Annotated in this window: 12 protein-coding genes; 6 read left to right on the top strand and 6 right to left on the bottom strand. The window is 69.8% G+C overall.

Going from position 1 to position 15,288, the window contains the following annotated elements; all coding sequences use genetic code 11:
* Window positions 1-1,233 (bottom strand): PE family protein, encoded by a 1,233-nt coding sequence (locus CKW46_RS08910; RefSeq protein WP_482053062.1) that lies wholly within the window; start codon window positions 1,231-1,233, stop codon window positions 1-3.
* A 144-nt stretch (window positions 1,234-1,377) separates the two neighbouring features.
* Window positions 1,378-2,307: a sigma-70 family RNA polymerase sigma factor gene (locus CKW46_RS08905; protein ID WP_161966762.1), complete on the bottom strand. Its 930-nt coding sequence runs from the start codon at window positions 2,305-2,307 to the stop codon at window positions 1,378-1,380.
* Between the two features lie 301 nt (window positions 2,308-2,608).
* Here CKW46_RS08905 and CKW46_RS08900 point away from each other — a divergent pair, with 301 nt between their 5' ends.
* Both CKW46_RS08900 and CKW46_RS08895 read left to right on the top strand, forming a co-directional pair.
* A complete protein-coding gene (locus CKW46_RS08900; RefSeq protein ID WP_482053061.1) occupies window positions 2,609-5,101 on the top strand; it encodes a PE family protein in 2,493 nt (830 codons plus the stop codon).
* Window positions 5,002-5,226, top strand: a complete 225-nt coding sequence (locus CKW46_RS08895) for a PE-PGRS family protein (protein WP_259594188.1) — start codon at window positions 5,002-5,004, stop codon at window positions 5,224-5,226. The genes CKW46_RS08900 and CKW46_RS08895 overlap by 100 nt, the downstream gene beginning before the upstream one ends.
* Window positions 5,227-5,246: 20 nt before the next feature.
* Here CKW46_RS08895 and CKW46_RS08890 read toward each other — a convergent pair whose 3' ends face one another.
* Entirely contained in the window at window positions 5,247-7,565 is a 2,319-nt protein-coding gene (locus CKW46_RS08890; protein WP_482053060.1) for a VIT domain-containing protein, read from the bottom strand.
* Window positions 7,555-8,124, bottom strand: a complete 570-nt coding sequence (locus CKW46_RS08885) for a helix-turn-helix domain-containing protein (RefSeq protein WP_020727327.1) — start codon at window positions 8,122-8,124, stop codon at window positions 7,555-7,557. Before CKW46_RS08885 ends, CKW46_RS08890 begins: the two co-directional genes overlap by 11 nt.
* A 190-nt stretch (window positions 8,125-8,314) precedes the next feature.
* On the opposite strand from CKW46_RS08885, the gene dacB1 reads away from it, so the two are divergent.
* The 3 genes from dacB1 to nagA all read left to right on the top strand — a co-directional run bounded on the left by dacB1 (window position 8,315) and on the right by nagA (window position 12,276).
* A complete protein-coding gene (dacB1, locus tag CKW46_RS08880) occupies window positions 8,315-9,562 on the top strand; it encodes a D-alanyl-D-alanine carboxypeptidase DacB1 (protein WP_482053059.1) in 1,248 nt (415 codons plus the stop codon).
* 201 nt (window positions 9,563-9,763) lie between these two features.
* Complete coding sequence (locus tag CKW46_RS08875; protein ID WP_015354779.1) at window positions 9,764-11,113, top strand: sugar porter family MFS transporter; 1,350 nt, start codon at window positions 9,764-9,766, stop codon at window positions 11,111-11,113.
* Window positions 11,110-12,276 (top strand): N-acetylglucosamine-6-phosphate deacetylase, encoded by a 1,167-nt coding sequence (gene nagA / locus CKW46_RS08870; protein ID WP_015354778.1) that lies wholly within the window; start codon window positions 11,110-11,112, stop codon window positions 12,274-12,276. Before CKW46_RS08875 ends, nagA begins: the two co-directional genes overlap by 4 nt.
* On the opposite strand, the gene yhjD is transcribed toward nagA, so the two are convergent.
* Window positions 12,273-13,301 carry an inner membrane protein YhjD gene (yhjD, locus tag CKW46_RS08865; RefSeq protein ID WP_482053058.1) on the bottom strand — a complete coding sequence of 343 codons (1,029 nt, stop codon included), beginning with the start codon at window positions 13,299-13,301 and terminating at the stop codon, window positions 12,273-12,275. The genes nagA and yhjD overlap by 4 nt on opposite strands.
* A 4-nt stretch (window positions 13,302-13,305) precedes the next feature.
* On the bottom strand, window positions 13,306-14,325 hold the full coding sequence (gene trpS, locus CKW46_RS08860) for a tryptophan--tRNA ligase (RefSeq protein WP_117436973.1): 1,020 nt from the start codon (window positions 14,323-14,325) through the stop codon (window positions 13,306-13,308).
* Between the two features lie 160 nt (window positions 14,326-14,485).
* On the opposite strand from trpS, the gene ephH reads away from it, so the two are divergent.
* Window positions 14,486-15,283 carry an epoxide hydrolase EphH gene (gene ephH / locus CKW46_RS08855; RefSeq protein WP_041300076.1) on the top strand — a complete coding sequence of 266 codons (798 nt, stop codon included), beginning with the start codon at window positions 14,486-14,488 and terminating at the stop codon, window positions 15,281-15,283.
* Window positions 15,284-15,288: the final 5 nt, after the last annotated feature.

Genomic DNA, 15,288 nt, shown 5'->3' with positions numbered 1-15,288 from the left:
TCAGACGCCGGCGGCACCCGGTGCGCCGGGGCTGCCGCCGCGCTGCCCGCCGTCCCCGCCGGCCCCGCCGGCCGCGCCGGTGCCACCGGGACTTCCGCCATCGCCACCGGCTCCCCCGCTGCCGCCATCTCCGGTCAGCTCGGCGTCCCCGCCGGCCCCACCCGCCCCGCCATTACCCCCGGTACCGCCGGAAAGCGCGCTACCACCGTCGCCACCGGCGCCACCCGCACCACCAGTGCCGTTGAGCAAACCACCATCACCGCCGGCCCCGCCGCCGCCACCGGCTCCGCTCTGCAGCCCGACGCTGTCCCCACCGCCGCCGCCTGACCCGCCGGCTCCGCCCAAACCGAACAGACCGGCATCCCCGCCGGACCCGCCGACACCACCATTTCCAGCGTTACCGCCCGCAAGAGGACTGATGTCCCCGCCGTTGCCGCCGGCCCCACCGGCGCCGCCGTTACCGCCAGCCCCGTTCAGCAGGCCCCCGAGGGCGCCGGCACCGCCGGCGCCGCCGGCCCCGCCATTTGCGTTCCCGCCCGAGCTGGACCCGCCAGCCCCGCCAGCCCCGGACAGCAATCCGGCTGCGCCACCAGCGCCGCCATTGCCATGCACCCAGCCGCCGTGGCCGCCCGCCCCGCCGGCGCCACCGTCGCCGGTTTGGCCGCCGCCGGTCATGGCCCCGCCGGCACCACCGGCCCCTCCTGAGCCCCACAACCCCGCGGCCCCGCCCGCTCCGCCGGCACCTGCGACCACGCCTGCGGAAATTGCGGCGCCCGATCCGCCATCGCCGCCGGCACCGCCGCTGCCGTACAACAACCCGCCCGCCCCGCCATTCGGATTGGCGGCCGTCCCGTCGGCACCGTTGCCAATCAGCGGGCGCCCCAACAGCGCTTGGGTCGGCGCATTGATCACAGCCAGCAGGTCCTCCTGCACGGTGGCCAACGGCGACGCGGCGGCCGCCTCGGCGGCCGCATAGGCGCTTCCGGCATTGCTGAGCGCCGACACAAACCGGCTCTGAAACTGCGTCGCCTCGGCGCTGAGCGCTTGATAGTCCTGGGCATCGGCAGAAAACACCGCCGCGACCGCCGCCGACACCTCATCGGCACCCGCGGCCAGCACCCCTGCGGTCGGGACCGCCGCCGTCAGGTTTGCTGCGTCCAGCGCCGCGCCGATTCCCCGCACATCCCTGGCCGCTGAGGTCAGCGCGTCGGGAATCGTTAGAACGTATGACATCGCCGACCTCCGCGCAGGCACTGTTGGCTAGGTACAGAAAGCTCAGGCTAGCCAGCGGTTTGGCGAAGTTTCGGCTTTCAGCCAAGCCTTTACGCGCGCGAAAAATCGGCTGCCATGCCGGTCAGGCGGGGCGCGCCGCCGCGACTAGCCGACGAGGTCGCGCAGGGGTGAACCGCTGAACTTGTCCGGGTTGGCGATATCCCAAAGGGCGCATACCTTTCCGTCGCGCACTGTCATCGCGGTGATGCGCGGCAACATCGCCCAATGCCCGCCGTCGCCGGCCGTGCCCAGTGTGTAGGAACCCAATTCGCCGTTGACCAAGGCCAACTGATTCGCCGTGTAGAACGCTGGGCCGTAGCGCCGAGCCAGGCCGAGCATGAACCGGGCCACCTTGTCCGCGCCGCAGATCACCCGAGCCGCGGTGGGGGCGCGGCCATTTGCGTCACCGGTGAAGGTCACATCCGGATGCAGCAGCGACACCACCGAATGCAGGTCACCGGAGGCCATGGCCGCCATGAGCCGACCAACCACCTCGTCGTGGGTGGGGTCGGGCTGAGGCGGGGGCGCCGCCGCCACGGCCTTGCGCGCCCGCGATGCCAGTTGGCGCGCGGCGGCCTCACTGGCCCCGATCACCCCGGCCACCTCGGCGAACGGCATGGCGAACCCGTCGTGCAACACGAACGCGACCCGCTGATCCGGGCTGAGCCGCTCCAACACCACCATGACCGCAAAGCGGGCATCCTCGGCGGCGACCACCGCCGACAGCGGATCAGCGCCCCCCGCGTCCCCGAGCCCGGTGACCACCGGTTCGGGCAGCCAATGCCCGGTGTAGGTCTCGCGCCGCCGGGCCGCCGAACGCAACTTGTCCAGGCCAAGCCGGCTGACCACGGTGGTCAGCCAAGCACGCAGGTCGGCCACGTCGTCGCGGCCCGGTGCCGCGTCCCAGCGCAACCAGGCTTCCTGCACGATGTCCTCGGCGTCGGCGACGGTTCCAGTCAGCCGATAGGCGACCGACATGAGATGCGGTCGCAGCGACTCGAATGTCGACGCCGCCTGCGCCCCAAGCACAGCCATCACCCGAGCGTAACGCTCCCAGAACCCCGGCACTGGGCACCGCAACGGCCAGCTTCGGCCTGTTTGCCAGCCGCGCAATAGCCGGGCCCTGCTGCCCCGCGGAGGGACATTGCGGTAGGCGCGAGCCGCCTCGCCGAGGACGAAGTCCGCACCGTGGTCCAGACGAAAAAAGGATCAAGACAATGACTTTGGCGATAGCCACGATCGGCGGCCCGGTCCGCTCTAGGGTGCTAATTAACGAAGATGTCACCGGTGACCGGCCGTTTGCTCGGTGGTGCTGACCCTGTCGGAGGTTTCGGGAATGTCGTTTGTGATCGCAGTACCTGAAGTGGTGGGCTCGGCCGCCAGCGAGGTGGCCGGGATCGGCTCGGCGCTGGGTGAGGCCACCGCGGCCGCGGCCGCCCCGACCGTACAGGTCCTGGCCGCGGCGCAAGATGAGGTATCCCAAGCGATCGCGGCGGTGTTTTCCACCCACGCGCAGGCCTACCAGGCCGCCAGCGCCCAAGCTCAGTCGCTTGGGCAGCGATTCGCCCAGGCCCTGGCCGCCGGGGCGGGCTCTTATTCCAGCGCCGAGGCCGCCGCGGCGGCGGTGTTGGCCAATCCAGCCCAGGTGGTGTCTGGGGATCTGCTCGCGGCGATCAACGCACCCGTGTTGTCGTTGACCGGACGCCCGTTGATTGGCAACGGCGCCAACGGCGCCCCGGGCACCGGGGCTAACGGCGCCGCGGGCGGCTGGCTGCTCGGTGACGGCGGAGCCGGCGGCTCGGGAGCACCCGGCATGGCCGGAGGCAACGGCGGGGCGGCCGGGCTATGGGGTACCGGCGGCGCCGGCGGAGCCGGCGGCCGAACCTTCAACGGGGACGGCGGAAACGGGGGCGCCGGTGGGGCCGGAGGCTGGCTGATGGGGACCGGCGGAGCCGGCGGGTTCTCGGGCGCCGGGGATGGCGGGTCCGGCGGAGCCGGTGGCGCCGGCGGACTGTTGGGCGGTGGCGGAGTAGGCGGCGCTGGCGGACTTTCCAACGGCGGGACTGGCGGTGTGGGAGGAACCGGCGGGGCCGGCGGGGTGCTGTCCGGTGTCGTCGGTGCCGGTGGCGGCCATGGCGGTACCGGTGGGTACGGAGCGTTTGATGGTGGCGCTGGTGGAGTCGGCGGCCATGCCGGGTTGCTCGGCGGGCCGGGGGGCGCCGGCGGCGACGGTGGGGACACCTTCGGCGGTGGCTCCGGGGGCGCGGGAGGCGCCGGTGGTGATGGCGGGTGGGCATTCGGCAGCGGCGGCACCGGCGGCACCGGCGGGTACGGCGGTGCCGGTGGTGCGGGTGGGTCCGGTGGGGATGCGGGACTGTTGTTCTCCAACGGAGGCGCCGGCGGTACCGGCGGCTTCGGCGAGACCGGGGGCGAGGGTGGTGCGGGGGGTGGTGCGGGCTGGCTGGGCGACGGCGGCGCCGGGGGCACCGGGGGAGCCGCCAACATCGGGAGTGGCGGTGACGGTGGTGGCGGCGGCACCGGCAGGACACTGCTCGGCAATGGCGGTACCGGCGGCGCAGGCGGGCACGGCCCCACTGACGGAGGTGCCGGTGGCACCGGTGGCAATGCCGTGGTAGTCGGCAATGGCGGCAACGGCGGCATCGGAGGAACCGGCCCCACCACCGGCACTACCGGCGCCGGAGGCATCGGCGGGCTGCTATTGGGGCTGGACGGATACAACGCCCCCACCAGCACCTCACCCATCCATGTCGCCCAGCAGCAGGCGCTGGTGGCGATCAACTCCCCCGTCCAGGACCTGACCGGACGGCCGCTAATCGGCAACGGCACCCCCGCACCCGCCGGCAGCGGCGCCGACGGCACCCCCGGCGGCTGGCTGCTCGGCGACGGCGGAGCGGGCGGCTCCGCCGTAGCAGGCTCGGACGGGGCCGGCGGCTCGGGCGGCGCCGCCGGACTATGGGGCACCGGCGGCACCGGCGGGGCCGGTGCGCGATCCACCACCGGTAATGGCGGAGCCGGCGGAGCCGGCGGCTGGCTATCCGGAGACGGCGGCACCGGCGGCACCGGCGGCGCCGCCGCCTTCAACGGAGCTACGGGCGGCAACGGCGGGGACGCGGGCAACGGCGGGCTGTTCGGGGCCGGCGGGAACGGCGGCGCCGGCGGAGCCGGCTTGGGCAATCCCGGGTTCGGGGGGGCCGGCGGGAACGGCGGGGCAGGCGGGCTGTTGTCCGGGCTGGTCGGCGCCGGTGGAGGCCACGGTGGCGCCGGCGGACTCGGCGTAAGTCCTTCCACACCTGCCGCTCTCGCTGGCGGGGGGATTGGCGGCGCCGGCGGGGACGCCGGATTGCTCGGTGGGGCCGGCGGAGCCGGTGGCACCGGTGGATCTGGTGCTTTCGACGTCACATCCACGGGCGGAACGGGCGGGGCCGGCGGGAATGCCGGATTCTTGTTCGGTAGCGGCGGGATCGGCGGGCCCGGCGGGTTCGCCGTCGCCGCGAGCGGGAACGGGGGGCAGGGGGGTCACGCCGGGCTGCTGTGGTCCAGCGGCGGGGCCGGCGGAGCTGGCGCGTTTAGCGTCAGCGGCCCCGCCGGTGCCAGTGGACATGGTGGTGACGCCGGCTGGCTAGGCAACGGCGGTGCCGGGGGCACCGGCGGGATCTCCCGCAACGGCAACGGGGGGATGGCGGGGCCGGCGGCAGCGGTGGAGAACTGTTGGGCGTCGGCGGAGCCGGCGGCCAGGGCGGCCAAGCCAATGCCGGCGGCGGCACAGGCACCGGTGGCGAGGGCGGCGACGGCGGCGACGCAGGCCTGATCGGTGACGGAGGCAACGGCGGTAACGCCGGCACCGACACCGACGGCACACCCACCGGCGACCCCGGCACCGGTGGCACCGGCGGCACCCTGCTGGGCGCCAATGGAAACGCCGGGCTGGGCTAGCAACCCCGCCACTGCCCCATCTACTCCCAGAACCGCAGCTTGCTCACCAGCCGGCCCCGATGTTTGGGAAGGCGCGCATCGACAACCTGCGTGACCACCTCGAGGTCGGTCTTCACCTGCTCGGCGTTTTCCTTCGTGGCGGTGCACAGGTAGCGGTTGAGGGCATCACAGAGCACCGTGAGCGCCGAAGCCAACACCGGATCGGTTGCCCGGTCGCGATGAACGGTCAACGCCGACCAGACGTCGTCGAGTTCCGGGTCGAGTTCGGCGCCGTCGCTACCGATGCCCATCTCCACCCGCCGCAGCAGATCCCGCAGCGAGGGCACCGGAGCAGACTCCGCGGTGGGCATCGGGGCGGCGGCCGGCAAGACCATCGACGGGCCGGCAGCCCCGCCGCGGGCAACGGCGGCGGCCGCCCCGACGAAGCCGCCAGTGACCGGCGCCCACCCGGACGGCAGCTCGACGGGCTGCATGACCTCGGCGATCGGCCCGGCCTCGGACCGTTCGGGGTCGATGGCCACGAACGCGATGAACCGCGACAACACCCCGAACCGGATGGAGTGCGCGACCAGCCGCTGTTCCAGCTCGTCGGTGCCGCGACCGCAGGCGTAGGCGTCCTCCAGATCGCGGACCACCGAGCGAGCCCAGATCGTCTGTACCGCACGGGCATCCGTCACCGGCCTGGCGGTCACCGTCGCGGTGTAGCGACCGGTGGCCCCGTCGGCTTCCACGTGCAGCGCGGCGTCGGCGGCGGGCCCGCGATAGCGCCCGGAGATCACGCATGGCACGCCGGCGAAGGCGTCGGGAACCCGGTCTGGGGTGACGGTGTCCTCGATGGCCTCGAATCCTTCGGCGCGCACCCTGATCGAGGTCAGCGCCGGGCGCCCGATGGTGCGAGCCAGTCGGGCCATCACCTCGTCCAGGCGGTCTTCGGACTCGACCAGCTCGGCTCGACCGCTGCCCAATCCGGCCAGCCGCTCCAGGAAGCCGGCGTTGACGGCACGGTCGACACCCACGCAGTAGATCCGGGTTCGCCCCACCGCGGGCGCCAGCGACCGCAACAGGTGGTCTACCCCGCTGATCTGGCCGTCAGTCACCAAGACCACGCTGGCCTGCCGGTCTTCGCCAGAGTCGGCGAGCATCTCGACGGCATTGGTGAGGGGTTGCGCCATGACGGTGCCGCCGCGGCTGCGCAACGAACCCAGCCACGAGGACGCGGCGAACCGGTTGCGGTCACTGGCTGGCACCAGCCCATCCGGCATCGCCGGCGGCGTTTCGATCCGGTCGTCGAAGGCCAGCACACAAAACCGGTCACCGGCATCGAGCATGTCGACGATGCGCCCGGCCGCGCGCCGGGCGGTGACCATCTTCCAGCCGCCCATCGATCCGGAGCGATCCAGCACCACCACCACATCGCGTGGGGCGCTGGACGGTTCGGCCGGCGGCACCAGGGTCAGCGACCAGGTGCCTTCTTCGGCATCGGTGGCATCCGCACCGGCCGCGTCCGCAACCAGCAGCGCCGACGACGACAGCCGGCCCTGGTCCAGGCGGAAACGCAGCACGAAATCGCGGTCGGCCCGCGCACCCGACTCGACGCGCAGCCGGGCCAGGCCGTCGGCCGCGGGCGCCAGCACGGCGGTCGGCAGCGAGGCCCGCAGGTCCGAGACGGGCAGGCCGGCACCGTCCACCGATAGGGAAATCTGCAGATCGGGACGTTCGTCGGCGTCGGTGAGCAGCGGCGGTGTCACCCGCGATGCGTCCGGTACGGCATCGGTGTCGCGGGCCACCCCGGAACCGGTCTGGTCCCCGCCCACCGGGTGGCCGGTGGTGTAGCGCGGCGCGACCACAAGCGGGAATCGGTAGGTGGCCTCGCCGTCCTCGAAGGCCAGCGGGCCGGTCAGGCACATCTCGATGGTGGCCTGCTCGCCCGGCCCGAGATTGCCGACCCGCACCGAAAAGACATCCGGGCGGTCCTCTTCCACGATCGCCGCGCGCTGCCCGGCGGCCAGCGCCTGCTCGTAGTCTTCGCGCGCCTGACCGCGTTCCTCGAGGACGCCGACCACGCGCCGTCCCGCCAGATCGGCGACAAAGTCGGTGACACCCGCGCGCGCCGGCAGCGGGAACACATAGGTGGCCTCGATCGCGGTATCGCCGGTGTTCACGAAGCGCTGGCGCACGGTTGACGTCGCGGTCATGCCGACCACGGCGGTCTGCACACTCACCGCCTTCAGCGGCAGCCGGCGGCCATCGGCCGCGCTGAGCTCACCGCAGGTGGGTGCACCCGTGGCAGCGGGCGCCGCGGGTTCGGAGGTGATCAGTGGCAGTAACTCAACGCTCATGGCGAATCCTTTCCTGGGCGTCGTTGGTGGCACCGTCGGCGCCGTTGGTGGCGGCGGTAAGCAGATCCAGCAGCGGAGCGGCCGCGCGACGCAGACTCTCCAACTCGGGCAACGGGTACGCATGGCCGTCGATCAGCAATGTGACGGTGTCGGAGAGCCGGATGGCCCGCAGATCGGTGACGCTCGGATGCTCGGCCGACCCGTCGGCGACGGCTTGGGTGGCGATGGGTTCGGGGACCTCTCGCCAGAATCGGCCGGCGGCGCGGCTGGACTCGGTGGTCGTCTCCGGGTCGCCCAGGCCGGGCGGCATCGCGCTGGGCGGGATAGCCGCCAGCGACTCCAGCTCCGCCGGTGACAGCGCCTCCAGACGCTCGGCGATCTCCCCGAGCGACAGGCCCTGGCCCTGCAACCGCTTGATCGCCACCAGCCGCAACAGGTGAGTCCGGCCATAGGTGAGCGCGCGTCCGCGGGTTCCGGGACGGGGCAGCAACCCGCGCGCGGTGTAGTAGCGGATCATCCGTTCCGCCGGTATCGGCTTGGCCTGGCGATTGTCGGGCACGGCGCCAGATGCCTGCACGGCCAAGCCAGCCGCCGCGGCGAATTCGGAGAGAGTCAGTAACGATTCTATAGTTATTTGACAGTGTCATACCATTTTCTGACACTGTCAAATAACTATTTATAACTTCCGCCACATCTGTAACAGCGCGGCTCCCCCGGATCGAGGCGGCGATCGCCTAATCTGCACAACGATGTACCTATTACGCGCCGCATCGTGCCTGGCCGCAGCCGTTTTCATGGCGGCCGGGCCGGCTCTGGTGGGCATGCCCGCCGCCCTGCCGTCGGCGTCGGCCGAGCCCAATGCCGAAGCGAACAGCGGAGCCCAGGAGTGCCCATATCGGGTCACCACCCCGCCCGCGGTGGACTCGTCGGAGGTCCCCCAGGCCGGCGAACCTCCCCTGCCGCTGGCGGTGCCCTCGGCGCCGGTCGGCGGCAACGCGCTGGGAGGCTGCGGGATCATCGCGGCGCCGGACACCCCGCCGGTACCCGGCGATGTCTCCGCCGAAGCCTGGCTGGTGGGAGATCTGGATAGCGGCGCCATCATCGCCGCCCGCGATCCGCACGCCCGGCACCGCCCGGCCAGCATCATCAAGGTCCTGGTCGCGATGGTCTCCATCAAGGAGCTGAACCAAAACAAGGCCGTGCCCGGAACCAACGACGACTCGGCGGCCGAAGGCACCAAGGTCGGCGTCAACGCCGGCGGCATGTACACCGTCAACCAGTTGCTGCACGGTCTGCTGATGCATTCGGGCAACGACGCCGCACACGCGCTGGCCATCCAACTCGGCGGCATGCAGACGGCGCTGGAAAAGATCAACATGCTGGCCGCCAAGCTGGGTGGCCGCGACACCCGCGTCGCCACCCCATCAGGCTTGGACGGGCCCGGCATGAGCACCTCGGCCTATGACATCGGCCTGTTCTACCGATACGCCTGGCAGAACCCGATCTTCGCCGACATCGTCGCGACCCGCACCTTCGACTTCCCCGGCCATGGCGAACATCCCGGCTACGAGCTGGAGAACGACAACCACCTGCTGTACAACTACCCGGGCGCGCTGGGCGGCAAGACCGGCTACACCGATGACGCCGGCCAGACCTTCGTTGGTGCGGCAAACCACAACGGCCGGCGCCTGTTCGCGGTGCTGCTACACGGAACTCGCCAGCCGATCGCCCCCTGGGAACAGGCCGCGCACCTGCTGGACTACGGGTTCAGCACCGCCCAGGGCACCCAGATCGGTTCGCTGATTGAACCCGATCCCAGCCTGGTGGCCCCCAAGGAAACTCCCGAAGCGCGCCGCCTCGCCGACGCTCAGGCCGCCGGGCTGGTGTCATCGGCCGACGCCCTGCCGGTGCGAGTCGGTGTCGCGGTGATCGGTGCCATCATCGTGTTCGGTTTGATGCTGGTCGCGCGCTCGCTGAACAACCGGCCGCAGCACTGAAATTCACGGCCGACGGGTTGTTGATTAGCCCCGGCTGCTGTGTCACGGTATCGGGATGACTGCCCTTTGCGAGGATGCCGGCTCAAGCCGGGATGGCGAAGCAATTCGCACCGGCCGCCGCCAATTCGGCTTTGCTTTCACCGATCCGGGCAGCGTTGCTGAGCCGCCCACGGTCCAGGCCACAGCCGGCTGAGCACGGACGTGCAACGGGGCATCCTGGTCGTGCTGACCGCGGCCAGCGTCGGGCTCATCTACGGATACGACCTATCCATCATCGCCGGCGCGCAGCTGTTCATCACCGAAGAATTCGGCCTGAGCACCCACCAGCAGGAGCTGCTGACCACGATGGTGGTGATCGGTCAGATCGTGGGAGCGCTGGGCGCCGGCGTACTGGCCAATGCGATCGGGCGCAAAAAGTCGGTGGTGATGCTGCTCGTCGCCTACACGATGTTCGCGGTGCTGGGCGCGCTGTCGGTGTCGCTACCGATGCTGTTGGCGGCGCGCTTCTTGCTGGGTCTGGCCGTCGGCGTCTCGATTGTCGTGGTGCCGGTCTATGTCGCGGAATCCGCTCCGGCCGCGGTGCGCGGATCGCTGCTCACGGTCTACCAACTCACCACCGTCAGCGGACTCATCGTCGGCTATCTCACCGGGTACCTGCTGGCCGGTACGCACAGCTGGCGCTGGATGCTGGGACTGGCCACCGTCCCCGCAATGCTGTTGCTGCCCTTGTTGATCCGCATGCCCGACACGCCCCGGTGGTATGTGATGAAGGGCCGCATCCAGGAGGCCCGCGCGGCGCTGCTGCGGGTGGACCCCGCCGCCGATGTCGAGGAAGAACTGGCCGAGATCGGCACCGCGTTGAGTGAAGGTAGCGGCGGCGTGTCCGAAATGCTGCGACCGCCCTTTCTGCGCGCCACCATCTTTGTGATCACGCTGGGCTTCTTGATCCAGATCACCGGGATCAACGCCATCATCTACTACAGTCCGCGGATCTTCGAAGCCATGGGCTTCACTGGCGATTTCGCCCTCCTGGGATTGCCGGCGCTGGTTCAGATCGCCGGTGTGGCGGCCGTGATCACCTCCCTGCTGCTGGTGGACCGCGTGGGCCGTCGGCCAATCCTGTTGTCGGGCATCGCCATCATGATCGTTGCCGACGTCGCGCTGATGGCCGTGTTCGCCCGCGGACAGGGCGCAGCGATACTGGGGTTCGCAGGCATTTTGCTGTTCATCATCGGCTACACGATGGGCTTTGGCTCCCTGGGCTGGGTCTACGCCAGCGAAAGCTTCCCCACCCGGCTACGTTCCATCGGGTCGAGCACCATGCTGACCGCCAACCTCATCGCGAACGCGATCGTTGCCGCCGTCTTCCTCACCATGTTGCATTCACTCGGTGGTTCGGGAGCGTTCGCCGTATTCGGGGTGCTCGCGCTGGTGGCGTTCGGCGTCGTCTACCGCTACGCCCCGGAAACCAAGGGCCGCCAGCTCGAGGAAATTCGGCACTTCTGGGAGAACGGCGGACGCTGGCCGGAGAAGCTGACGGAAGCTCCGTGACCCTCATCTGTGCCGGGTCTGTGGTCATCGACGGAGAACTTTGCCGACCCGGCTGGATACGGACGGCGGGCCACAAAATCGCGGATTGCGGCACCGGCACAGCGCCTTTGGCCGACTTCGACTTCCCGGACTCGATCGTGGTGCCGGGGTTCGTCGACATCCACGTGCACGGCGGAGCGGGCGCGTCGTTCGCCGACGCCGACGCCGGTGGCCGGGCCTTGATCCAAGCCAGCGAGTTTCACCTGCGCCACGGCACCACCACGATGCTGGCCAGCCTGGTCACCGCCGCACCCGCGCAACTGCTTTCGGCGGTAGCCAAGCTGGCCGAAGCCATCAGCTCGGGCCGCTCGGGCACCATCGCAGGCATCCATCTGGAGGGCCCGTGGCTGAGCCCCGCACGGTGCGGCGCGCACGACCACACCCAAGTGCGTGCGCCGGACCCCGCCGAAATCGATGCGCTGCTGGCGGCCGCCAACGGCACCATCCGCATGGTGACGCTGGCCCCGGAATTGCCCGGATCCGCCGACACGATAAGGCGCTTCTTGGCCGCCGGTGTGGTGGTGGCCCTCGGGCACACCGATGCGACCTACGAGCAGACCTGCCAGGCCATCGGCCACGGTGCCACCGTCGCCACTCACCTGTTCAACGCGATGGCGCCCCTGGGCCACCGCGAGCCCGGGCCCGCCCTGGCATTGCTGAAGGACCCGGCGGTGACGCTCGAATTGATCGCCGACGGGGTACACGTCCATCCCGCCGTGGTGGCGGCCGTGATCGAGGCCGTCGGCCCCGACCGGGTCGCGTTGGTCACCGACGCGATAGCCGCGGCCGGATGTGGCGATGGCACATATCGTCTGGGATCGGTGCCGATTGAGGTCGAGTCGAACGTGGCGCGGGTGTGTGGCACCCCGACGATCGCGGGCAGCACGGCCACCATGGACCGGCTCTTTCGCGCCGCATTTCGGGCTGGGGCGGGGGCCGCACTCGATGCCGGGGCGCTGGCCGCCGCGGTGCAGATGACCTCGGCGACCCCGGCGCGCGCCGTCGGGCTGGCACGACGGGGCAGCCTGCGGGCCGGCTTTGACGCCAATCTCGTTGTGCTCGATCGCGATCTGCGCGTGGCCGCGGTGATGGCCAACGGCGAGTGGCAGGCCGTCGAGGACTAGCGGCGCCGGCGGAACAGCCGCGATATCGTCAGCGCTCCAACGGCGCCCGCGATCAGCGCGGCCACCGTCTGCCGCACCCCCAGGCCTTCCTCGACCTGTATGCGCGGGCTGATGATCGCGGGGCCGGGTGGCTCAATATGTTCGGAATATGGATCTTTGGTGACCGCCCACGCGGTGGCGAAGAGCACCAGATAGGCGGTGACATTGGCAAACACCATCAACCCCAACACCGGCCCGAACGCGGCGCCGGCCGGGCTGCGCAGCACCGTTCGCAGGTAGATCGACGCCACCTGTTTGAACAGTTCGAATCCGATGGCGGCCATCAGACCGGCCTGCATCGAGGTGCCCAGACGGCCCGGCTGCCGCGGCAGCCGGGCGATCATCCAGGTGAACATCAACCAAGCCACCAGCACCGATATCAGTATCGAAATCAGTCGGAAGACCACGTTGAAGATCGCAAGCTCAGGTATCCCAAACCAGCTCAGCACCGTGGCCATCGGCCTGAGGTGGCCCAGTGCGGTGAGCGCGATTGTCAGCATGGTCACCAGGAATGTGCCGATCATCGCGGTCAGATCGGAGAGCTTGGTGCGCACGTAGCCCACCCGCTGGACCGGATGAGCCCACATCTCACTGAGCGCCACCCGCAGGTGCGACATCCAGGTCAAGCCCGCCCATGACGCGGTCGCCAGGCCGATCAGGCCGACGGATGCCCGCGCATCGATCGCCGAATTCATCAGCCCGACCAGCTGTTGACTCAAGGCCCCTGAGACCGACTCCCGGATCTTGCCGTCAATCGTCTTGAGCAGGTCGGGATGGCTGGCCAGCACGAAGCCGAATACGGCGAAACCGACCATCAGCAAAGGAAACAACGCGAAAATCGTGTAGTAGGTCAGACCTCCGGCGAAGAAGCCGCCGCGCTGCTCATTGAATCGCTTGGCGGCGCGCATCTCGTGGTCGAACCACCCATACCGGGCTCGCAGCCTATCCAAAGTTCCTGGTTTGGCCGGCTCAGTCGTCGTGGTCAAACACTTACCCCCGTTGCGGAAGAAAACCCAACCGATCGTAGACACGCTGCACGGTCTTGCTCGCGATGTCGTGGGCCCGTTCGGCTCCTGCCGCGAGCACCGTCTCGAGTTCGCTGAGATCGGCAGTGAGTTCGTCGACACGGGCTTTGATCGGGCTGACGTAGGCGACGACGGCCTCGGCGGTGTCCTTTTTCAGATCGCCGTAGCCCCGTCCCGCGTAGCCGTCCACCAGGGTGTCGATACTGACGCCGCTGACCGCGGACTGAATGCTCAGCAGGTTCGAAACGCCGGGTTTGGCCTCGGGGTCGTAGCTGATTTCGCGTTCGCTGTCGGTCACCGCCGAGCGAATCTTCTTGGCCGACACCGCCGGCGCGTCGAGCAGGCTGATCAACCCGGCGTCGGTGCTGGCCGACTTGCTCATCTTCGACGTCGGATCCTGCAGGTCGTAGATCTTGGCGGTGATCTTGGGGATGAGGACGTCGGGCACCACGAAGGTGTCCGGGAAGCGCCCGTTGAACCGCTGCGCGATGTCGCGCGCCAGTTCCAGGTGCTGACGTTGGTCCTCCCCCACCGGCACCAGCTCCGCGTCGTAGGCCAGCACATCAGCGGCCTGCAGCACCGGGTAGGTGAACAGGCCGACCGTCGCGGAATCGGCGCCCTGGCGCGTCGACTTGTCTTTGAACTGCGTCATCCGAGACGCCTGTCCGAAACCGGTGAAGCAGCCCAGCACCCAGGCCAGCTGACTGTGGGCCGGCACGTGGCTTTGCACAAAGATGGTGGCGCGAGCGGGATCGATACCCAGCGCCAGGTATTGCGCGGCGGTGACCAGCGTGCGGCGCCGCAGTGCCTCGGGATCCTGCGGGAGGGTGATCGCATGCAGGTCGACGACGCAGAAGAACGCGTCGTGGTCGTCCTGCAGCGCAACCCACTGGGTGACGGCGCCCAGCGCATTACCGAGGTGAAGTGAGTCAGAAGTTGGCTGCACGCCGGAGAAAATCCGGCGGGATCCGGTCGGGGTGCTCATGGTGTCCCCGATCCTTTCATGCGCAAATTTCGGCGATTCGCAGACACTTGCGATACCGCCGGTACCACCTTGTACTGTCGGTGATATGAGACGTCTGCTTGGCCCTTCACCCTCGGCGCCGACCCGTGCGCCGATCCACTTGGGCTCAGGAGAACCGGTGCTGCTGCTGCACCCCTTCCTGCTGTCCCAGGCGGTGTGGGAGCAAGTGGCCCAGAGATTGGCCGACACCGGCCGCTACGAGGTGTTTGCCCCGACCATGGCCAGCCACAACGGCGGGCCGCGGGCCGGTACCTGGTTCCTGTCGTCGGCGGTGCTGGCCGATCACGTCGAGCGTCAGATGGACGAATTGGGCTGGGACAGCGCCCACATCGTCGGCAATTCACTGGGCGGCTGGGTCGCATTCGAACTCGAGCGCCGGGGGCGCGCGCGCAGTGTCACCGACATCGCACCCGCCGGTGGCTGGACGCGGTGGAGCCCGGCCAAGTTCGAGGTGATCATCAAGTTCGTCATGGGCATCCCGCTGCTAGCGCTGGCTTGGCTGCTCGGGCCGCGGGTGATGCGCCTGCCGTTTAGCCGCCGGTTGGCGACCTACGCGATCAGCGCGTCGCCCGACGGCGTCAGCGACGCCGAACTGCTCGGCTGCATCGATGACGTCGCGCACTGCCCCGCCTACCTTCAGCTGCTGGTCAAGGCGCTACTGCTGCGCGGTCTGCGCGAGCTCGCCGAAAATGCCGTCCCGGCGCATCTGGTGATCTGCGGGAAGGACCGCATCATTCCCGCTCCCCGGTACAGCCGCCATTTCACCACCCATCTACCCGACGACCACCGGGTCACCGTGCTCGACAATGTGGGACACGTCCCGATGTTCGAGGCGCCGGCCCGCGTCACCGCGCTGATCAGCGGCTTCATCGAAGAGTGCTGCCCGCACCTCCGCTCCGCCGAACCGCCGGCCAGCTAGCCGTT

It is taken from the genome of Mycobacterium liflandii, assembly GCF_022354805.1.
Lineage (GTDB): Bacteria > Actinomycetota > Actinomycetes > Mycobacteriales > Mycobacteriaceae > Mycobacterium > Mycobacterium marinum.
This window is presented reverse-complemented; position numbering and strand designations above follow the sequence as displayed.